15 protein-coding genes are annotated in these 19,858 nt (G+C 64.7%); 8 read left to right on the top strand and 7 right to left on the bottom strand.

Annotated features, from left to right (window positions below; all coding sequences use genetic code 11):
• Position 1: 1 nt before the first annotated feature.
• Positions 2–2,152, top strand: a complete 2,151-nt coding sequence (locus GGD63_RS25940; RefSeq protein WP_183245988.1) for an adenylate/guanylate cyclase domain-containing protein — start codon at positions 2–4, stop codon at positions 2,150–2,152.
• Between the two features lie 45 nt (positions 2,153–2,197).
• On the opposite strand, the gene pobA is transcribed toward GGD63_RS25940, so the two are convergent.
• Positions 2,198–3,370: a 4-hydroxybenzoate 3-monooxygenase gene (gene pobA / locus GGD63_RS25935; RefSeq protein ID WP_183245987.1), complete on the bottom strand. Its 1,173-nt coding sequence runs from the start codon at positions 3,368–3,370 to the stop codon at positions 2,198–2,200.
• Between the two features lie 50 nt (positions 3,371–3,420).
• Here pobA and GGD63_RS25930 point away from each other — a divergent pair, with 50 nt between their 5' ends.
• Together GGD63_RS25930 and GGD63_RS25925 are read left to right on the top strand one after the other, a co-directional pair.
• Complete coding sequence (locus tag GGD63_RS25930) at positions 3,421–4,326, top strand: helix-turn-helix domain-containing protein (protein ID WP_183245986.1); 906 nt, start codon at positions 3,421–3,423, stop codon at positions 4,324–4,326.
• 350 nt (positions 4,327–4,676) lie between these two features.
• Positions 4,677–5,288: an NYN domain-containing protein gene (locus GGD63_RS25925; RefSeq protein ID WP_183245985.1), complete on the top strand. Its 612-nt coding sequence runs from the start codon at positions 4,677–4,679 to the stop codon at positions 5,286–5,288.
• Positions 5,289–5,312: 24 nt separating this feature from the next.
• Here GGD63_RS25925 and pcaG read toward each other — a convergent pair whose 3' ends face one another.
• Positions 5,313–5,939, bottom strand: a complete 627-nt coding sequence (pcaG, locus tag GGD63_RS25920; protein WP_183245984.1) for a protocatechuate 3,4-dioxygenase subunit alpha — start codon at positions 5,937–5,939, stop codon at positions 5,313–5,315.
• Positions 5,940–5,944: 5 nt separating this feature from the next.
• Positions 5,945–6,733 carry a protocatechuate 3,4-dioxygenase subunit beta gene (gene pcaH / locus GGD63_RS25915; protein WP_183245983.1) on the bottom strand — a complete coding sequence of 263 codons (789 nt, stop codon included), beginning with the start codon at positions 6,731–6,733 and terminating at the stop codon, positions 5,945–5,947.
• Positions 6,734–6,828: 95 nt separating this feature from the next.
• Between pcaH and GGD63_RS25910 the strand changes: the two genes are divergently transcribed.
• From GGD63_RS25910 to GGD63_RS25900, 3 genes are all read left to right on the top strand, one after another.
• Positions 6,829–7,758 (top strand): LysR family transcriptional regulator, encoded by a 930-nt coding sequence (locus GGD63_RS25910; protein WP_183245982.1) that lies wholly within the window; start codon positions 6,829–6,831, stop codon positions 7,756–7,758.
• Positions 7,759–7,838: 80 nt separating this feature from the next.
• A complete protein-coding gene (gene pncB, locus GGD63_RS25905; protein WP_183245981.1) occupies positions 7,839–9,143 on the top strand; it encodes a nicotinate phosphoribosyltransferase in 1,305 nt (434 codons plus the stop codon).
• A gap of 224 nt (positions 9,144–9,367) precedes the next feature.
• Entirely contained in the window at positions 9,368–10,675 is a 1,308-nt protein-coding gene (locus tag GGD63_RS25900; RefSeq protein ID WP_183245980.1) for a GGDEF domain-containing protein, read from the top strand.
• Positions 10,676–10,688: 13 nt separating this feature from the next.
• Here the strand turns inward: GGD63_RS25900 and GGD63_RS25895 are convergent, their stop codons facing one another.
• Positions 10,689–11,309: a TetR/AcrR family transcriptional regulator gene (locus GGD63_RS25895; protein ID WP_183246045.1), complete on the bottom strand. Its 621-nt coding sequence runs from the start codon at positions 11,307–11,309 to the stop codon at positions 10,689–10,691.
• 673 nt (positions 11,310–11,982) lie between these two features.
• Here GGD63_RS25895 and GGD63_RS25890 point away from each other — a divergent pair.
• The gene (locus GGD63_RS25890; protein ID WP_183245979.1) at positions 11,983–15,387 is read left to right on the top strand and encodes an acyl-[ACP]--phospholipid O-acyltransferase; all 3,405 of its coding nucleotides are present in this window, start codon (positions 11,983–11,985) and stop codon (positions 15,385–15,387) included.
• 67 nt (positions 15,388–15,454) lie between these two features.
• On the opposite strand, the gene tcuB is transcribed toward GGD63_RS25890, so the two are convergent.
• The 3 genes from tcuB to tcuA are packed head-to-tail and all read right to left on the bottom strand — an operon-like array spanning position 15,455 to position 19,017.
• Positions 15,455–16,561, bottom strand: coding sequence for a tricarballylate utilization 4Fe-4S protein TcuB (gene tcuB, locus GGD63_RS25885; protein ID WP_183245978.1), 1,107 nt, complete (start codon positions 16,559–16,561; stop codon positions 15,455–15,457).
• A 4-nt stretch (positions 16,562–16,565) separates the two neighbouring features.
• Positions 16,566–17,594, bottom strand: coding sequence for an esterase (locus GGD63_RS25880; RefSeq protein WP_183245977.1), 1,029 nt, complete (start codon positions 17,592–17,594; stop codon positions 16,566–16,568).
• Positions 17,595–17,625: 31 nt separating this feature from the next.
• Entirely contained in the window at positions 17,626–19,017 is a 1,392-nt protein-coding gene (gene tcuA, locus GGD63_RS25875; RefSeq protein ID WP_183245976.1) for an FAD-dependent tricarballylate dehydrogenase TcuA, read from the bottom strand.
• Positions 19,018–19,176: 159 nt separating this feature from the next.
• Here tcuA and GGD63_RS25870 point away from each other — a divergent pair, with 159 nt between their 5' ends.
• Positions 19,177–19,857, top strand: a complete 681-nt coding sequence (locus GGD63_RS25870) for a GntR family transcriptional regulator (protein WP_183245975.1) — start codon at positions 19,177–19,179, stop codon at positions 19,855–19,857.
• Position 19,858 lies beyond the last annotated feature (1 nt).

Raw genomic sequence — 19,858 nt, 5'->3', positions numbered from 1 at the left:
GATGCGGCGGATCGGCAGGCGGGACATCGTTGCGGCGATCCTGATCGCGCTCCTCGCGGGCGCGGTCTTCACGTCACCGCCGCTTCAGACGCTGCAAGGTCTCTCGCTCGACATCCTCACGGCGCTGCGCGCCAAGATCCTTGGCGACCGCCGCGATCCCGCGACGTCGCCGATCGTCGTGGTGGCGATCGACGGAGAGACCTATCAAACCCCGCCCTTCAAGGGATCGCCGACGCAGACCTGGACGCGCGAGATCGGCCGCGTGCTCGGCAGCATCACCGAGGGGGGCGCCAAGGTGATCGGCTTCGACGTCATCTTTCCGAGCTCGATCGAGCAGTCCGAGATTCCCTTTGGCGACGCGTCGTTCGGCAGCCGCGTGAGGGGCTTCGACCGGGACTATCTGATTGCGCTCAGGCGACTCTCCGACAGCGGCAAACTCGTGCTCGGCGAGATTCTCAGCAACGACCATCCGGACAGGCCGGATCGCGCGCAGCAACTGGCAGTTAAGAACAACATCCGCGCGCTCAACGTCCATACCGACCGTGACGACGTGATCCGGCGGATGCCACTGAGCTTTTCCATCGCGGGTCAGCCGGTGCCTGCAATGGCCGTCGAACTCGCCGCGCGCGCGCTCGGTGCGAAGCCTGAGACCGGGCCGGCCGGCGTGACGAACTTATTCGGCTATGCGATCCCGAGCGCGGTCCCCAACACGCTCACGCTCAATTTCCGCGGCATGGGCCGCGACGTCCCTACCTATTCCTTCGCGGACTTGCGTGCCTGTGTCGAGAAGGGAGATACCGACTTCTTCCGCCGCGCCTTCGACGGCAAGATCGTGCTGCTCGGCAGCATCCTCACCTTCGACGATCGCAAGCTCACCTCAATGCGCCTGGCTGCCGGATATGATGGAACACCCGGGCCACGATGCGCCCTGCCCGCGCCTGCGAGCACCGCGCAACAAGCCCGTAGCGCGGTCGCCGGCGTCTTCGTCCACGCCACAGTCGTGCGGAATCTGCTCGAGCATGATGCCGTCACCGAGCTCGGCTCTCCGTGGCGACCGACCCTCACAATTCTGTTCGCCGCTATCGTTGCTGGTGCCGCCTGTCTGCTTGCTCCGACCGGTGCAGCGATCACCTGGCTTTCGCTCACCATCGCCTACGCCATTGTCGCCGTCAGCGCATTCGCGCATGCCATCGCGCTTCCCCTGACCGAACCCGTGCTTGCCGGTCTGGCAGCCCTCGCAATGATGATCGGCTATCGCTTCGTGCTGGCCGATCGCGACGAGCGTTTCCTGCGCAAGAGCTTTGCCCTCTATCTCGCGCCCGAGGTGATCGAGACCATGGTCACCTCCGGCAAGATGCCGGCGCTCGGCGGCGAGATGCGCAACGTCACCATGTTCTTCTCCGACCTCAGCGGCTTTTCCTCAATCGCAGAGACGATGACGCCGGGCGAGCTGGTCACGCTGATGAACGAATATCTCTCCGCCATGACCGACATCATCGAGGGCCATGGCGGCTATGTCGACAAATATATCGGCGATTCCATCGTCGCCATGTTCGGCGCACCCGCCGACGATCCTGCCCACGCGCGCAACGCCGTCCGCGCAGCGCTGAAATGTCACCAGAGGTTGGCGGAGCTCAATGCCGGCAATCCCGCCTTCGCCGGCCACGGCCTGTCGCACCGCATCGGGCTCAACAGCGGCGAAGCCGTGGTCGGCAATATCGGCTCCCGCCGCCGTTTCAACTACACCGTGATGAGCGACACCGTGAACGTCGCCTCGCGGCTCGAAGGCGCCAACAAATATTACGGCACCGCCATCATGGCGTCGGAAGCGACTGTCGCGCAGACCGGCGACACTTTCGCCTGGCGCGAGCTGGACGCAATCAGGGTGATGGGCCGCGGCGAGGCGATCAAAGTGTTCGAGCCGCTGGCGGAGAGAGGCGCGGAGAGCGCGGAGCAGGCGAAGGTGGCGGCCGCGTATGCAGAGGGCTTGGCCTGCTGGCGGGTAAGGGAGTTTGCGAAAGCGGCCGATGCGTTCGGGCAGGTGGCCAAGAGCGATCCGGCGTCGGCTTTGTTCGCGAAGCGCGCAAAAGCACTCACCGCAAATCCGCCGCTGCCGGATTGGACGCCGGTCAATACGTTGGAGGGGAAGTAGTGGCCTCTTACCCTCCCCTGGAGGGGGAGGGTAAGAGAGGCCGCGCTAAAACGGCAGGCCCACATAATTCTCCGCAAGCAGGCGCTGCGCCGTTTCCGACGAGAGCAGATAGTCCAGCTCCGTTTGTTGCAGCCGATCCTCATAGTCGATCCGGTCGGGGAAACGATGCAGCATCATCGTCATCCACCAGGAGAAACGCTGCGCCTTCCAGATCCGCGCCAGTGCCTTGGCGGAGTAGCCTTTGAGGCCGGAATCGTCACCGCGCTGATAGTGCGCGAGCATGGCGTGGTAGAGGTAGTAGATGTCGGAGGCTGCGCTGTTCAGTCCGCGCGCCCCGGTCGGCGGCACGATGTGGGCAGCATCTCCGGCGAGGAACAGGCGGCCATAGCTCATCGGTTCGGCGACGAAGCTGCGCAGTGGTGCGATGCTCTTCTCGATCGACGGCCCCGTGATCAGGCGGCCGGCGACCTCCTCCGGCAGGCGGCGCTTCAGCTCGGCCCAGAACGCATCGTCGCTCCAGTCCTCCACCTTGTCGGTCAGCGGCACCTGGATGTAGTAACGGCTCAATACCTGCGAGCGCAGGGAGCAGAGCGCAAAGCCGCGCTCGTGCTTCACATAGATCAGTTCGGGCGACACCGGCTTCGTGCGCGACAGCACGCCTAACCATCCGAACGGATAGACCTTCTCGTATTCGCGCAGGACATCCTTCGGGATCGACTTGCGGCTGACGCCGTGGAAGCCGTCGGCGCCGACGACGTAGTCGCAATCGACGCGGACGGTCTCGCCGTTCGAACGGTACGTCACGTAGGGCCGGTCCGAGGTCAGCTGGTGCGGCGTCACATCCTCGGCATTGTGCACGACCTTGCCGCCAAAGCGGTCCCGCGCCTCGTAGAGATCGCGCGTAAGTTCGGTCTGGCCGTAGACCAGCACAGAATTGCCGCCGGAATGCTTGTGCAGGTCGATATGGGACAGCATGCCGTCATGGGCAATCTCGAACCCGTTATGGATCTCGCCCTCGCGGTCCATCCGCTCGCCGCATTGCGCCTCGCGCATCAGTTTCGCAAAACCGTGCTCGAGCACGCCGGCGCGGATCCGGGCCAGCACGTGGTCGCGGCTGTATTTCTCCAGCACGATCGTGTCGATACCCTTCAGGTGCAGAAGCTGAGACAGCAGCAGCCCGGACGGCCCACCGCCGATGATACAGACCTGAACTTTCATTTTTGCGTCCTCCCGTCGGCACTTTTTTGCAGATTTGGCGCCGCAAACCGATGGAGGGTTTCGCCATTGTCTTGTACTATTCGAACATGAGAAGCACCGCCCCTGCCCCGGCGATCCGGGTCTACAATCTGTTCGGCGAGTCAGGCGATCTGCCCGACGTCGTGCATTGCGAGACCATTGCGTCCCGCTCGGTGCTGCATGACTGGACGCTGGCCGTGCACCGCCATGCCCGGCTGCACCAGGTGCTGCTGATCGAGCGCGGCGGCGGCGAGGCGACGCTCGACGGGCGCGTGGTGCCGTTAAAACCGATGCAGATCGTCAACGTGCCGGTCGGACACGTCCACGGCTTCCGCTTCGAGCCGGAGACCCAGGGCTGGGTATTGACCATCGCCGCCGAGATCCTGGACGAGGCGCTGCTCGCCGCCGAAGGCCTGCGCGGAGTCTTGTCGCAATCGGGCGTGGTGCGCGGCACGCCGCAGATCCGGACCACCATGAAGCAGATCTTCGCCGAGCACGCTGGGCGGGACTACGGCCGCGCCCATGTGCTGCGCGCGTTGTCGTCGGCCATGATCGGCCTCGTCGCCCGTGCGCTCACCAGCGGGAGCGGCGGCAACGGCACGGCGGAAAGCGGCCTGTTCCGCCGCTTTGAGGCGCTGCTCGAACAGCACCATCTGGAGCGCTGGAGCGTTGCGGATTACGCAGGCGCGCTGTCGATCACGCCGACCCATCTCAACCGCGTGACACGGGCGGCGACCGGCGACACCGCCTCGCACCTGATCCTCAACCGGCTGATCCGCGAAGCGCGGCGCAACCTCGTCTACACCAACCTGCCGGTCTCGACGATCGCCTACGCGCTCGGCTTCGAGGACCCCGCCTATTTCAGCCGGGTCTATGCGGCCGCCACAGGACTGTCGCCGCGCGCCTTTCGCGCGCAGCTTCATGACGGCGAAGGCTGACCCATCGGACGAAAGACCACGCGCGCTGATTGTCGAAGGCCACGCGGCATTCGCGTTGGTTGCCGACACGATCCACTTACCTTCGTATATGGCGCGCTATCCTTTGGATAGAGGCCCCTTACCTCAGTACAATTGAGCAGGGAATGCGCTCGCACTAGCGTGGCTGCATTCGGCGCCCTGGCGCTGGTGGCATGGAACCCTCCCTGACCTGGGCGCAAGACGGCCTCCCTGTCCGGTCGTCTGCGCCGCTTTTTCAGTGAGCCATCGGCGCCTTTCAGTGTTTCTCGCCGACACACGGTGCCCTACGGCCGAACAGGCTGGCTTCGTGCGGAACTGGAGATTTGTGCAAAATGTCTTCAATTGGGAAGATCGCACTCTTTATCGATGGCTCCAATCTCTATGCCACCTCCAAGGCGCTCGGCTTCGACATCGATTACAGGCGCCTGCTCAGCGAATTTCAAAGCCGAGGCACGCTGTTGCGCGCCTTCTACTACACGACCGTCATCGAGGATCAGGAGTTCTCGTCAATTCGTCCGTTGATCGATTGGCTCGACTATAACGGGTACACCGTCGTCACCAAGCTCACCAAGGAGTTCGTCGACGCTACCACCGGCCGCCGCAAGGTGAAGGGCAGCATGGATGTCGAGCTCGCCGTGAATGCGATGGAGCTCGCCGATCATGTCGATCAGATCGTGTTGTTCTCGGGCGATGGGGATTTTCGTTCGCTGGTGGAATCCCTGCAACGCCGCGGTGTCCGCGTCACGGTCGTCTCCACACTTTCCACTCAGCCACCCATGATCGCCGACGACCTGCGCCGGCAGGCGGACGTATTCATCGATTTGGCGGAACTGAAACAAAAGGTGGGGCGCGATCCGATCGAGCGCGCGGGATCGCGCGAGGTGCGGCAGCCGCCGCAATTCCTCGCGCGCGGAACGCTCAAACGCGACGACCGGGTCGAGTGACCGCGCGCGACGAACGCCGGACACTCAGACGTCGAAGAATACCGTCTCCTCCGGCCCCTGCAAATTGATCGTGAAGGAATACACCACCTTGCCGGCGCGCTCGCCGCGCGTTGCGATCAACGTCTTGCGGCGCACCGGCTGCTCGATCAGGTTGAGCACGGGATCGGAGGCATTGGCGGCCTCTTCGTTCGAGAAATAGAGCCGCGTGTTGAGACCGATATTGATGCCGCGTGCGACGATCCAGACATTGACGTGCGGCGCGCATTTGCGCCCCGTCTTGTCGGTGATCGCGCCGGGCTTGATGGTCTCGAAGGTGACGAGGCCGCTGTCGAAGTCGGAGCCGGCGCGGCCCCAGCCGCGAAACTCTTCCTCCAGCGCACCGGCCGAGCGATCCGCCGGATGGTTGTAGCGGCCGGCCGCATTGGCCTGCCAGATCTCGAGCAGCACGTCGCGCAGCGGCGTGCCGGTGCCGTCGAGCACCCTGCCCTCCAGCGTGATGCGTTCGCCTTTGGTGTTCGGCGTCACCAGCACGTTGGAGAAGTTCTTCTCGAAGATGTCGAAGCCGGCCATGGCCGGGATCAGGCCGATATGGACGTAGGGTCCGGCGGTCTGCGAAGCGGTTTCCTTGAGATAGTTGAGCGGCTGCGGCATGGAGTTCAGTTCCCCGCGGTACGATTTTCGAAATAGGTGGAGCGCTGGCCGCGCAGGACGATGTCGAAGCGATAGGCGAGCGAGTCGAACGGCGTCGAGGCGTTGAGGTCGAGCGGCGCGACCAGGCGGTCGAGCGCATCCTTGTCCGGAATCGTGGTCAGGATCGGGCAGACCGGGATCAGGGGATCGCCCTCGAAATACATCTGCGTGATCAGGCGCTGCGCAAAGCCCGAGCCGAACACCGAGAAGTGGATGTGGGCGGGGCGCCAGCTGTTGACGTAGTTGCGCCAGGGATAGGGCCCCGGCTTCACGGTGCGGAAATAGTAGTAGCCGGTGTCGTCGGTCAGCGCGCGGCCGCAGCCGCCGAAGTTCGGGTCGATCGGCGCCAGATACGTATCCTTCTTGTGCCGGTAGCGACCGCCGGCATTGGCCTGCCAGAACTCGACCAGCGTGTTCGGCACGCCCCGGCCGGTCTCGTCCAGCACGCGGCCGTGGACGATGATGCGTTCGCCGACGGGATCGCCGTCCTTGGCGTAGTTGCGGATCAGGTCATTGTCGAGCGGACCGAGATCGTTGTGGCCGAACACCGGCCCGGTGATCTCCGAGACCGAATTCTCCAGCGACAGCAGTGACTGGCGCGGCGAGCGCAGCACCGAGGATTTGTAGCCGGGCGCATGCGCCGGCGGATGGATGGAGCGGTCGCGCTGGAAGAAGCCGCCATCGCCGAGCGGCGGCGTGAACGGCTCGGGGCGGTTGAGGCGGGGATCGCGCAAGGCTGGCGCCTGGGCATTCATCGGCGTTGTCTCTCCCTGGGGCGCCCGGTCCGGGCGCGCGGCTTTATCGGGAGATCATGGGACGATCTATTCTCAAGATAAATGGATCGATTATAATGAATTCCATGAAAGAAATCGATCATTTGGCCCTCGACGGCCACGCCCTCGAGCTGTTCCTCGCGGTGCTGGAGGAAGGTTCGGTGACGGCGGCGGCAACCCGCCTCGGCCTGACGCAATCCGCGGTCAGCCACGGACTGAACAAGCTGCGGCGGATCGCCGGTGACCCGCTGTTCGCCAAATCCGGCCGCGGCATCGTCGCCACCGCGCACGCGCAGGCGCTGGCCACGAAAGCGCGCGCGCTGATCGACGAGATGCGCAGCTTTGCCGGCGGTATCAGCTTCGTGCCGGCGCAAGCCCAACTCTCGCTGACGATCGCCGCCAACGACTTCCAGCGAGACTTGTTGCTGCCGCGCTTCTTCGATCATGTCGCTGGCCAGGTGAAGAGCCTGAACCTGCGCGTCATCCCCTCGCAATCCCCCTCGCCCGCCATGCTGCGCGAGAACCGCTGCGATCTCATGATCACGCCGCTGCCGCCGTCCGGCGTCGACATCGTGCAGAAGCGGCTGCTCAGCGATCACTACGTCTGCTACTACGATCCCAAGGCACGCGCGGCGCCCAGCGGCCGCAGCGCCTATCTCGCGGCGCGCCATATCACCGTCGTCTATACCGACAATGAGCGGCTCGACTTCGACCGTCGCCTCGCCGCCAACGGCTTCCACCGCGACATCGCCATCTCCGTGCCGAGCTTCTCGGGCGTGCCCTCGTTCCTGCGCGGCTCGCAGATGCTCGCAAGCATGCCGAGCCTGCTCGCGTCCGGTGTGATGGGCGGCTTCGCGCAAACGCGGATTCCATTGGCGTCGCGCACACGGACGCTGGCCGAACTGCCGATGTTCATGGTCTGGCACCAGCGCTACCAGAAGGACCCGGCCCATCGCTGGATTCGAAGCCAGCTCGAGACCGTCGCGACGACGGCAGCCGGAGACTGAGCTCCGGCTCCAAATTCGCGGTGGCCAGCCCCTCGCCAAACCCACTGGTTGCGCGGGGGCCGCCACGCTAGAATTGCCCTATGACAGTGACCGACATTGCGAGCCGGACCTACAATCACAGCTGGCGGCTGGATCCCATCATCCGCAGCCTGCTTGATACCGACTTCTACAAGCTATTGATGTTGCAGATGATTCGGGAAGATTACCCGGATCAACGGGTGACCTTCTCGGTCATCAACCGCTCGCGCCATGTGCGGCTCGCCGAGATCATCGACGAGGGCGAGCTGCGCGCCCAGCTCGACCACGCCCGCACCATCCGCTTCACCAAGAAAGAGCTGATCTGGCTGGCCGGTAACACCTTCTACGGCAAGACCCACATGTTCTCGGCGGATTTCATCCGCTGGCTCGCCGAATTCCGCCTTCCCGAGTACGAGTTGCGCAAGGTCGACGGCCAGTACGAATTGCACTTCCACGGGCCGTGGACCCACACCTCGATGTGGGAGATTCCGGCGCTCGCGATCCTGAACGAGCTGCGCTCGCGCGCGGCGATCAAGGGCCGCGGCCGCTTCGAGCTCGACGTTCTCTACGCCCGCGCCAAGGCCAAGCTGTGGACCAAGGTCGAACGGCTGCGCAAGCTGGAGAACCTGCGGCTCTCCGACTTCGGCACCCGCCGCCGCCACGGCTTCCTCTGGCAGCGCTGGTGCGTTGAGGCGGTGAAGGAAGGCCTGGGCCCCTCCTTCATCGGCACGTCCAATGTGCTACTCGCGATGGACAACGATCTCGAAGCGATCGGCACCAACGCCCATGAGCTGCCGATGGTCGCGGCCGCGCTTGCCAAGGACGACGAGGAGTTGCGCTGGGCGCCCTATCGCATCCTCGACCAGTGGCGCCAGACCTATGGCGGCAACCTCCTGATCGCACTGCCCGATGCGTTCGGCACCAAGGCTTTCCTGCGCGATGCGCCGGAATGGGTCGCCGACTGGACCGGCTTCCGCCCCGACAGCGCGCCGCCGATCCAGGCCGGCGAGGAGATCATCGCCTGGTGGGAGAAGAAGGGCCGCAACCCCAGGGACAAGCTGCTCGTCTTCTCCGACGCGATGGACGTCGGCTCGATCGAGGACACCTATCACCATTTCACCGGCCGGGTGCGGCTGTCGTTCGGCTGGGGCACCAACCTCACCAACGACTTCGTCGGCTGCACGCCGGACGGCTCGTTCAATCTCGACCCGATCTCGCTGGTCTGCAAGGTGTCGTCGGTGGACGGCCGTCCCGCCGTCAAGCTTTCCGACAATCCGGAAAAGGCGACCGGCCTGCCATCGGAGATCGAGCGTTACCTGCGCGTGTTCGGCGACGCGGGCCGCGTACGCAAGCCGGTGCTGGTCTAGCAATTCTCTCGATCGGGTAAATCGCAGACGACAAATGCGCGGCATTGGTTCGCCGATACCGCGCCAGTTCCGCTTCGTCCGTATTTGAAGCATCCGCTTCACGACGCCTTCACCCTGGCATGTAGTCCCCCGCACTTTTCAGGTCGAGTTAAGCAACCATCTCCTCTACTTGGCGTTGCAGGCAACGCTCCGCCGGGGTCGTTGATCGATTTGGGGAACGCAGGGTGTTTCGCAGAACAGCGTCGTCGACGAAGGGACGCAGCTTCCTTCACGTCATCAAGCTCGTCTCGCCTTTCGTGATGGTCGTCGCGCTCCAGGCGACGATTGCGGGATTCAGCCTCGAGGTGATGTCATCGGTCCGCGCCTATGTCGCAGGCGAAGCGGTCTGGTCGCGCTCGCAGAAGAACGCGGTCTATTTCCTCAATCTCTATCTGCATTCGGGCGAGAAGAGCCAGTTCGCGCAATATCAGGCCTCGCTCGCCGTTCCCATCGGCGACGAGTTCGCACGCTGGGCGCTCGAGCGCGATCCGGTCGACATCGAGGCCGCCCGCATCGGCTTCCTGCAAGGCGGCAACCATCCTGACGACGTTCCGGGGTTGATCTGGCTGTTTCGCTACTTCAGCGGCGTCAGCTTCCTCCAGGAAGCGATCCGCGAGTGGGCCGCCACCGATCCCATGCTGCTGGAGCTGAGCGTCTTCGGCGAGGTCATCCGGTCCGAGCTGGCGAAGGGCCCTATTCAGGATAGCGGCCGCCTGCAATTCCTGTCGGCACGGCTCTCGGAGCTCAACACCCAATTCACGGTGCATGCCAAGCGCTTCTCCACTGTGCTCGGCGAAGGCTCCCGCGCCATCAAGCTGACGCTCACCTGCATCAACATCGCGACCGCCGCGACTCTGATCCTGCTCCTGATCTGGCACACGCGACGACTGGTGCTGCAACGACAGGCCTTCGAAGACGCCCTGCATTCCGAAAAGGAGCGCCTCGCGTGGCAGGCATCGCACGACTGGCTGACGGGCCTTTCCAACCGCCGCGCCTTCGAGGCGCGCCTGCAAGGCGAGCTGGACAATGTCGCGGCGGGTCCGCTGGGACTGATCCTGCTCGACCTCGACCAGTTCAAGAACGTCAACGACAGCTGCGGCCATCTTGCGGGCGACCGCCTGCTCTGCCAGGTCTCCAGCCTCCTGCAACAGGACCGGCGGCCGCATGATCTGGTGGCCCGGCTCGGCGGCGACGAGTTCGGCCTGATCCTGCCGCAGTGCTCGCCGTCGAACACCGTCGATATCGCCGAACGGCTGCGGCGGTCGCTCGAGCTGTTCAACTTCGCCTGGGGCGACCGCTGCTTCGCGATCACTGCCAGCGTCGGCGTCACCTGCATCGCCGAGCGCGACACCACGCTCGAGGAGGCGATGCGGCGCGCGGATGCCGCCTGCTATCGCGCGAAGGAGAAGGGGCGCAACCGGGTTCAGGTCGACAACGTGCGGCCCGATGTCGTTCTCGTTGCGACACGGCCGCGCGAAGTCGCGCGCGCGTGACGCTGCAGGCCCCTCACCTCCGGGGCAGAATTCCGAGACCGGCAAGATGGGCGTCGAGAAACTGCTCGACCTGCTGGCGCAGCATCTGGGGCGGCACGGCCACCATGCGCTCCTCGAGGCCGAGCGAGATGATGCCGTGCACCGCGGAGAACAGGGTGCGCGACAGCAGCGCGATCTTCACGTCGTCCGCATCCGGTAGCACCCGCACCAGGGGCGGATGCATCAGCGCGAAGGCGTCCATCACCATCTGAAGGATGTCGTCCGGATAGGGTCGATCGTCCTCCATCCGGTGCTCGAACAGTGACCGCAGCAGATTGGCGTGCTCGGCAAAGAATTCGAGATAGGTCTCGGCAAGCCCGTAGAGTTGGCGAACGGGATCCTTGTCCGGAACCCCGCGCAGCCGCGCCGTGAGCGCCTGAACGGTCTCCCGGTTGACGGTCAGGATCACGCCGTCGAAATCGCCGAACTCGTTATAGACGCTGCCGACCGAGCAGCCGGCAGCCTCCGCGACGTCCCGAACCTTGAGTGATCTCAATCCCTTAGCTGCAATAATGCTGCGGGCGATCTCCAGGATCTGGAGCCGGCGCCGATTTTTTTTCTGGTCCCGCAGCGATTCTTCTTGAACATTGTTCATTTTCAGGCTACCAATGTGAACATTGTTCAATTTAACCTGGAGACCAGCAAAATGCAAACCCTCGCTGTTGATATCGCTGCCACCTTCGTCGATGACGCCGCAGCCCTCGTGACCGGCCTCGGCCGGGCTGCCCTCAAGCTCGCGATGGCGCCGATCGATCGCATCGCCAATGCCTGCGACATTGCCGGTGTGCTCGCCGAGCGGCGCGCGACCTTCCGGATGTGGCGGGCCAACCGTGGCCGCGTCCGTCGCGAAGGCCGCAGATTCAGCCTGCTTGGTCGCTTCTCGCCGTTTCGCCACCTCGCCCATCTCACCTGAGACGCGAGCCGCGAAACGGTTCGAATACAGGGAAAAGCCGCAATGAAGGACTTACCATTCGCCGACATTCGCAGCCGATGTCGCGGGCCTTACCGATGCGGTTCAGTTCTTGCTCATGGCCCGTCGCTTATCCGGGTCAGTGCGGTCCTTCCGCCCAAAGCCGACGTGGCCGCGTCAGGAAATTTGCGAACCTAACGAGACCATTTGGAGACCAACAGGATCAGAGGGACCAAGGGGACAGAGCAGACCGGCGACAACAGTCACTCTGCAATCGTTCGTCCCATGCCCTTCCGGTCGTGACACTTTCACCGCCAAAGCAACAACCTCAGGCTGCCTTGCCAAAACAGGACTAGTCATGATCAGGGAATTGATGTCGTCACGCCGCTTCGCGCCGCTGTTCTGGGCGCAATTCTTTTCGGCGCTCAATGACAACGTGCTCAAGAACGCACTCGTCATCATCCTGCTTTACAGTGCCGCAACCGGCCATGGCGATGCGCTGGTGACGGTGGCAGGCGCCGTCTTCATCTTCCCCTATTTCATCCTGTCCGGGCTCGGCGGCCAGCTCGCCGACAAATACGTCAAGTCCGTCGTCGCGCGGCGGCTCAAATTCGCCGAGATTTTTGCCGCTGCCTTTGCCGCCGCCGGCTTCTTCCTGCATTCGGTGCCGCTGCTGTTCGCAGCGCTCGCGCTGTTCGGCACCATCGCCGCCCTGTTCGGCCCCGTGAAATACGCTATGCTGCCGGACCAGCTCGAGCTCGGCGAGCTCGCGACCGGCAACGCGCTGGTCGAAGGCGCGACCTTCATGGCCATTCTGCTCGGCACCGTCGCGGGCGGCCAGTTCGTCGCCGGCTCCGCGCATATGGGTGGGGTCGCCTCGGCCGTCGTCGTGCTGGCCCTGCTGTCCTGGGCTTTCGCTTCCCGCATTCCGCAGACAACGCCCTCGGCACCCGATCTGCCCGTCGATGCCAATCCCTGGACCTCGACGCTCAGCCTGTTGAAGACGCTCTACGCCGACCACCGGCTGTGGGACGGCACCGTGATCGTCTCCTGGTTCTGGCTGGTCGGCGCCATCGTGCTGTCGCTGCTGCCGGCGCTGGTCAAGGAGGTGGTCGGCGGCACCGAGGGCGTGGTGACGCTGTGCCTTGCGATCTTCGCGATCGGCATCGCCATCGGCTCGCTGTTTGCCGCAAGCCTGAGCCACGTTCGCCCCAACCTCGCGCTGGTGCCGATCGGCGCCATTATCATGGGGCTTGCCGGCCTCGATCTCGCCGTCGCCATCGCCGTCACCGCCAAAGGTCACCAGATCACCGCAGGCGACTTCGCCACCTCGTTCGCAGGCCTGCGCATGCTGATCGACTTCGTCGCCTTCGCATTCGGCGGCGGCTTGTTCGTCGTCCCGTCCTTCGCCGCGGTCCAGGCCTGGTCGGTCCCCTCCGAGCGCGCCCGCATCATCGCTGCCGGCAACGTGCTGCAGGCTGCCTTCATGGTGGTTGGGTCGCTGTTCGTCGCGCTGCTGCAGGCGGGCGGGCTGCACGTCGGCTGGATCTTCTTCGGCCTCGGCGTCGCGAGCTTCGGCGCGGTGTGGTTCGTGCTGACGAAATGGGGCAAGGAAGGTGTGCGCGATTTCGGCGGACTGCTGTTCCGCGCCCTGTTCCGCACCGAGATCCGCGGGCTCGAGAACCTTCCGCCTCCGGGCACGCGCATGCTGATCGCGCCCAACCATGTCAGCCTGATCGACGGCCCGCTGCTGCACGCGGTGCTGCCGATCGACGCGAGCTTCGCGGTCGATACCGGCATTGCCAAGGCCTGGTGGGCCAAGCCGTTCCTGCGCGTGGTCAAGCATTACACCATGGACCCGACCAAGCCGCTGGCCGCACGCGATCTGATCAAGCTCGTCGCCGCCGGCGAGCCTGTGGTGATCTTTCCGGAAGGACGCATCACGGTCTCCGGCTCGCTGATGAAGGTCTATGACGGCACCGCGATGATCGCGGACAAGGCCGACGCCGTGGTCGTGCCGGTTCGCATCGAAGGCGCGCAGCGCTCGCATCTCAGCTATCTCAACTCCAGTCAGATCAAGCGTTCCTGGTTTCCGCGCGTGACGGTCACGATCCTGCCGCCCATCAAGCTTCGGGTCGATGAATCGCTCAAGGGCAAGGCGCGCCGCAATGCCGCCGGCGCCGCGCTCCAGGACGTGATGATCGACGCCCTGGTGAAGAACGCCATGCTCGATCACTCGCTGTTCGAGGCGCTTGGGCACGCCTATCGCGACCGCGACACCGGCAAGGTCATCATCGAGGACGCGCTCGGCACCAAGCTGACCTATCGCAAGCTGATCCTCGGCGCGCAGGTCCTGAGCCGGAAGCTGGAAGACGGCACCTCCGCCGGCGAGAATGTCGGCGTGCTGCTGCCGAACTCTGCGGGCGTCGCCGTCGTCTTCATGGCCCTGCAGAACATCGGCCGCGTGCCGGCGATGCTCAACTTCTCGGCCGGCCCGGTCAATGTCCTCGCCGCCATGAAGGCCGCGCAGGTCAAGACCGTGCTGACCTCGAAGGCCTTCATCGAGAAGGGCAAGCTCGACAAGCTGATGGCCGCGATCTCCGCAGAGGCGCGCGTCGTCTATCTCGAGGACGTCCGCGCCTCGATCGCTCTGGCCGACAAGATCAAGGGCTTGCTCGCGGGCACCACGCCGCGCGTATCGCGCCAGGCCAGCGATCCGGCCGTCGTGCTGTTCACCTCGGGCTCGGAAGGCACGCCGAAGGGCGTGGTGCTGTCCCACCGCAACATCCTCGCCAACGCGGCGCAGGCGCTGGCGCGGGTCGATGCCAACGCCAATGACAAGGTGTTCAATGTGCTGCCGGTGTTCCACTCCTTCGGGCTGACCGGCGGAATGATGATGCCGATGCTCGCGGGCATTCCGATCTACATGTACCCCTCCCCGCTGCACTACCGGATCGTGCCGGAGCTGATCTACCAGACCGGCGCCACCATCCTGTTCGGCACCGACACGTTCCTCACCGGCTACGCCCGCTCGGCGCACGCCTACGACTTCCGCACTCTGCGCCTCGTGATCGCCGGCGCCGAGGCGGTCAAGGACCGCACGAGGCAGGTGTTCATGGAGCGCTATGGCATCCGCATTCTCGAAGGCTACGGCGTCACCGAGACCGCGCCGGTGCTGGCGATGAACACGCCGATGGCCAACCGTCCCGGCACCGTGGGCCGCCTGTCGCCGCTGATGGAAAGCCGCCTCGATCCGGTCCCTGGCATCGAAGAAGGCGGGCGCCTCTCGGTGCGCGGGCCGAACGTGATGCTCGGCTACTTGCGGGCCGAAAATCCCGGCGTGCTGGAAAAGCTTCCCGAAGGCTGGCACGACACTGGCGACATCGTGGCGATCGACTCCGCGGGCTTCATCACCATCAAGGGCCGCGCCAAGCGCTTTGCCAAGATCGCGGGCGAAATGGTCTCGCTGTCGGCGGTCGAAGCCATCGCGACGGCGCTGTGGCCGCAGGCCGCTTCGGTCGCGGTGTCGATCCCTGACCAGCGCAAGGGCGAGCGCATCGTGCTGCTGACGACGGAGAAAAATGCCGAGCGCAGTGCGATGCAGAGCCAGGCCAAGACGATCGGCGCATCCGAGCTGACCGTGCCCGCAACGATCATGGTGGTCGACAAGGTGCCGCTGCTCGGCACCGGCAAGACCGACTATGTCACGGCAACGACGATGGCCCGCGAGCAGGCATCCTCGCCGGAGCGCGAGGTGGCGTAAACGAGATGTGCGAGATCGACGCGACGCGGGGCGCGAGCCGCCAAGACATAGGTCGGCTCGTGCCCTCTCAAGTCCCAGCTTCGCTGCGTCGCTCCTGCGCGTAACGCACCAGCGCGGCGAAACGATAAAGGCCGTGCACGAACTTGCCGTAGGGCATGGTGATGAACAGCGCAAACACGGCGCCGAGATGCAATGCGAGCAGCGGTCCCATCGCGGCAGTCTCGCGCAGCACCAGCAGCAGCATGCCGGTGAGCCCGGTCAGGAACAGCATGGCGATGAAGCCGACGTCCATGCCGTAGCGGTTCTCGTCAAGCAGTTCCGGCGCCCTGCGCAGCTTCGCGACAAACAGCCCGACCGTTCCAGCGATGAGGCCGATGCCGCCCAGCGTGCCCAGCACGACGGGCAGATCCCACACCGGATACGGCGCCTCGCGCGCCAGCAGATAGTGATAGAGCGTCGCGACCGAGGTCGCGGCAAAGCACAGCAGGAAGCCGTAGAAAGTCAGGTGGTGATACAGCTTGCGCCGGTCGGTCGGCCGGTCGTCCTCGTTGTAGCAGCCGACGCCGCCGCCATGGAGATAGCGCAGCTCGCCGGCATCGCGGATCGCCTGGAACATCGAGCCGCCGTCGGCGCGGCCGCCAATGGGTACGCCGATGTCGCGCCAGAAGGCTCGCACGCTCATGATAAGGGCCAGGATGGCGTAGAGGAAGGCAGCGCTGAACAGCGCGGCCATCGCATTGTGCGGCATCAACTTGTAGAACGCGCCGGGCCCGGTATGGACGCCGAACAGCACGCTGCGGTCGTTGAGCACTGCAAAGCCGAAGATGAACGCCGCCATGCTGAGTGCGGCGGCGATGCTGATGACGAGGCCGTTGCGCGCGAAGGCGCCGGACAGCGCCTGCGGCCAGGCATAGGCCGCATAGGACTCGGCGCGCGCGACCGCCAGCGTCTGCGGGACGTTGACGTTGAACTCGTGCGGCGGCGAGAATTGGCAATCGACGTAGCAGGCGCCACACGAATGGCAGAGATTGGCGAGATAGTTGAGGTCGCCGTCGGAGAAGGCTCGCCGCATCTCCATGGCGGGAAATACCGCGCAAAGACCCTCGCAGTAGCGGCAGGAATTGCAGACCGTCATCAGACGGTCGGCCTCGTCGAGGATTCGGGTTCCGTGCATGGCTTTACTTCGTCAGGCCCTTTGCCTCGAGCCATTTCTGGATCAGGCCCGCGACCTCGAGATTGTTCTTGTCCATCATCACCATATGCGAATTGCCCTTGATGCCGGCCTGCGGGAGGTCGACGATATCGACGCTGCCGCCGGCCGCCTTGATGGCGTCCGCGAAGGCGACGCCGTTGGCGCGGATCTTGGGCCAGCGCGAATCGCGCTCGATATAGTCGCCATAGATGATGAGGGTCGGGATGTTCTTCAGCACATCCGCCTTGGCGGGATCCCCGATGCCGGCCGGCTCGATCGCAATCAGAGCCTTGACCTTGTCGGGCCGGGCTTGCGCCACCTTGAAGCCGAAGCTGCCGGCCTGGCTGTGGAACAGGATCACCGACGGACCGACGCGATCGATCTCGGCGATATAGGCGGCGACGGTCGCATCATCCGTCGTGGTCCAGCGCGGGACGTTCTGCTTGACGAAGTTCTCGTAGCCCTCGACCGGAAACTGATTGCCCGGCAGCACCTTCCGCTTGGCGGGATCGGGATCGTAGGAGTTCGGCCCATCGCCAATGCGGAAACGCTCAAACGGATTGGCTATGGTGAGGAAGAGCGGCTCGCTCTTGAAGATATCAGGGTATTGCGCCCAGCCTGCGCGTCCGCGCTCCACCGCGTCGGAATTGTAGACTGCCCACCCCCTGCGCAAGAAATAGTTCAGCCAGCCTTCGCGACCGTCCGGGGTGGTCTCGTAGGTGACGCCGGTCAGTCCGCCGCCGTGCCACATCAGCAGCGGATAGGCCCCCTTCTCGTTGGCCGGCAGGAAATATTGCACATACATCTGCTCGACTTGATAGGTGCCGTTGGGATCGACCTTGGCAGGCACGCCGCCCGGCGTGAACATGACCTCCTTCACCGGCTTGCCGGAGATTTCGACCAGACGTCCACCGACATGGAACGAACCCATGTCGCGCAGGGCGATGGGCTCGGCGGCGCGGGCGTGGCCGGCGATCAACAACGCGGTGATCGAAGCTATCGCAATGCGTGACATGGTTTCTCCCATTTGTCGTTCTTCTTGATCCCTAGTTCTTGGCGTGGCGCGCCGCTTCCCGACCTGCGATGCGTCCGAACACACTGCCGATGGTCATGCCCATGCCGGCGGCATAGCCCTTGCCGAGCACGTTGCCCGCCATGATCTCGCCAGCCGCGAACATGTTGGCGGACGGCTTGCCGTCAGCCATCAGCATCCGCGCCTCCTTGGTCACGCGCGTGCCGAGATAGGTGAAGGTGATGCCGGGCCGGACGGGATAGGCAAGATAAGGCGGCGTCTCGATTTTGCGCGCCCAGTGCGTCTTCGGCGGCGTGATGCCCTCGGTCACGCAGTCATCCAGAATGGTGTGATCGAAAGTCCCAGGCCGCACCGCGGCATTGAACTCGGTGATCGTCTTCTCCAGCGCAGCCGGATCGAGCTCCAGCTTGCCGGCGAGCTCGGCGACGCTCTGCCCGGCGATCGGCGGAAACAGCGTCGGCATGAAGCTCGTCACGACGGTGGAATCGAAGATGATGTAGGCGATCTGGTCGGGTTGCGCCGCGACCAGCCGGCCCCAGATCGCGTAGCGCTTCGGCCAGATGTCCTCGCCCTCGTCGTAGAAGCGCTGGGCGTGCTTGTTGACGACGATGCCGAACACGACGGAGTCATGACGCGTGATGATGCCGCCGTCGAATTTCGGCGCGCGAGCGTCGATCGCGACTGCATGGCACTGGGTGGGATCGCCGACCTCCTGCACACCCTTGTCGAGCAGCATCTTCAGGATCGAGCCGCGATTATAGGGCGTGCCGCGGATCAGGAAATTGTCGGCGGCTTCGCCCCAATATTGCTTCAGCCATTCGATGTTGGCCTCGAAGCCGCCGGCGGCAGCAACCAGTGACGTGGCGCGGATCTCGGTCTCACCCTTGATCGGCCGCTTGAGGCGCGCAGCCAGGAACATGCCGTCCTCGATCACGAGGTCGGTGACCTCGGCATCGTATTCGACATCGACGCCGAGCCGTTCGGCGGTGAGATACAACGCATTCAGCATTGCCCGGCCGCCGCCGAGGAAGAAGGAGTTGGTGCGGCCGAGGCTCAGCGTGCCGCCGAGCGAGGGCTGCCAGCGCACACCCTGCTCCACGATCCAGTTCAGGATGTCCTTGGACTCCCGGATCATGTGACGGGCCAGCTCCTCGTCGGTCTTCCCGCCGGTGACGCGCAGCAGATCTTCCCAGAACTCCTCCTCGGTGTAGGGGCCGGTCAGGATTTCGGTCGCGGCGTCATGGGCGCAGCGCATGTTGCGGGTGTGGCGCGTGTTGCCGCCGCGGTAGAATTTTGGCGCGCCTTCCAGCACGAGCACCGAGGCGCCGCCGCGCCGGGCGGCGATCGCCGCGCACAGCGCCGCATTGCCGCCGCCGATCACCAGCACGTCGTATTTGCTGCTCATGCCGTCTGTCCGATGCGACGAAGTTAGAGACATTCCGCTCGCCAGCCGACGCGGACCAACCGATCTGCCATTGCGTACTTTTGTATACAAAGATATACAGAAGCGGCGCAAGCGATATCTCTGCATGGGCAGGATGCGCTTGGCGGCCGATGAGGATGCATGGCCAGACGCCCGGCAAAGACAGGCGGATCAATCGGGCGCGGCGGCGGCGTGGCGCTCGGTGAAGCCGTGTTCCGCTCGCTCTGCGAGGCGCTGCAGGCCGGCAGCTACCGCGCCGGCGACCGCCTGCGCGAGGAGGAGGTCGCCCAGCGGCTCAAGGTCAGCCGCACGCCGGTGCGGGAAGCGCTGGGCCGTCTCGCGGCACGCGGCTTCGTCGAGCCCGCCGGCGGCCGCGGCCTGATCGTCCGCAACCTCGACATTTCGGAGGTGCTCGAGCTCTACGCCATGCGCGAGATCATGGAGGGCGCCGCCGCGCGCCTCGCCGCCGAGCACGCCTCAACGACGGAGATCGATGCGCTCAAGGATATCGAGCAGGCTTTTGTCGAGGCGTCGGAGACCGACGCGGCCGAGATGGCGAAGCTCAACCGCGCCTTCCACGAGGCCATCTGCCGCGCCGCGCGCAACCGCTATCTCGACAACGCTTCCCGCGAATTGCAGGACTGGATCGCCCTGCTCGGCCCGACCACCTTCACGGTGACAGGCCGCCCCTCGACCAGCCACGGCGAGCATCAGGCGATCATCGACGCGATCACCGCACGTGACGGCGACAAGGCCGAACAGCTTGCTCGCGCGCATATCCGCGAAGCGCTGCGCTGCCGGCTGAAGCTGTTGCAGAAGTAGT

The organism is Bradyrhizobium sp. cir1 (assembly GCF_014198245.1).
Classification (GTDB): Bacteria; Pseudomonadota; Alphaproteobacteria; order Rhizobiales; family Xanthobacteraceae; genus Bradyrhizobium.
Note: the sequence above shows the minus strand (reverse complement) of the source record. Positions and strands in the feature narration are given on the sequence as shown.

Excerpts from the sequence above, each read along its gene's own strand:
- GGD63_RS25940 (WP_183245988.1), top strand. The coding sequence starts at position 2 with ATGCGGCGGATCGGCAGGCGGGACATCGTTGCGGCGATCCTGATCGCG.
- pobA (WP_183245987.1), bottom strand. The coding sequence starts at position 3,370 with ATGAAAGTTCAGGTCTGTATCATCGGCGGTGGGCCGTCCGGGCTGCTG.
- GGD63_RS25930 (WP_183245986.1), top strand. The coding sequence starts at position 3,421 with ATGGAGGGTTTCGCCATTGTCTTGTACTATTCGAACATGAGAAGCACC.
- GGD63_RS25925 (WP_183245985.1), top strand. The coding sequence starts at position 4,677 with ATGTCTTCAATTGGGAAGATCGCACTCTTTATCGATGGCTCCAATCTC.
- pcaG (WP_183245984.1), bottom strand. The coding sequence starts at position 5,939 with ATGCCGCAGCCGCTCAACTATCTCAAGGAAACCGCTTCGCAGACCGCC.
- pcaH (WP_183245983.1), bottom strand. The coding sequence starts at position 6,733 with ATGAATGCCCAGGCGCCAGCCTTGCGCGATCCCCGCCTCAACCGCCCC.
- GGD63_RS25910 (WP_183245982.1), top strand. The coding sequence starts at position 6,829 with ATGAATTCCATGAAAGAAATCGATCATTTGGCCCTCGACGGCCACGCC.
- pncB (WP_183245981.1), top strand. The coding sequence starts at position 7,839 with ATGACAGTGACCGACATTGCGAGCCGGACCTACAATCACAGCTGGCGG.
- GGD63_RS25895 (WP_183246045.1), bottom strand. The coding sequence starts at position 11,309 with ATGAACAATGTTCAAGAAGAATCGCTGCGGGACCAGAAAAAAAATCGG.
- GGD63_RS25890 (WP_183245979.1), top strand. The coding sequence starts at position 11,983 with ATGATCAGGGAATTGATGTCGTCACGCCGCTTCGCGCCGCTGTTCTGG.
- tcuB (WP_183245978.1), bottom strand. The coding sequence starts at position 16,561 with ATGCACGGAACCCGAATCCTCGACGAGGCCGACCGTCTGATGACGGTC.
- GGD63_RS25880 (WP_183245977.1), bottom strand. The coding sequence starts at position 17,594 with ATGTCACGCATTGCGATAGCTTCGATCACCGCGTTGTTGATCGCCGGC.
- tcuA (WP_183245976.1), bottom strand. The coding sequence starts at position 19,017 with ATGAGCAGCAAATACGACGTGCTGGTGATCGGCGGCGGCAATGCGGCG.
- GGD63_RS25870 (WP_183245975.1), top strand. The coding sequence starts at position 19,177 with ATGGCCAGACGCCCGGCAAAGACAGGCGGATCAATCGGGCGCGGCGGC.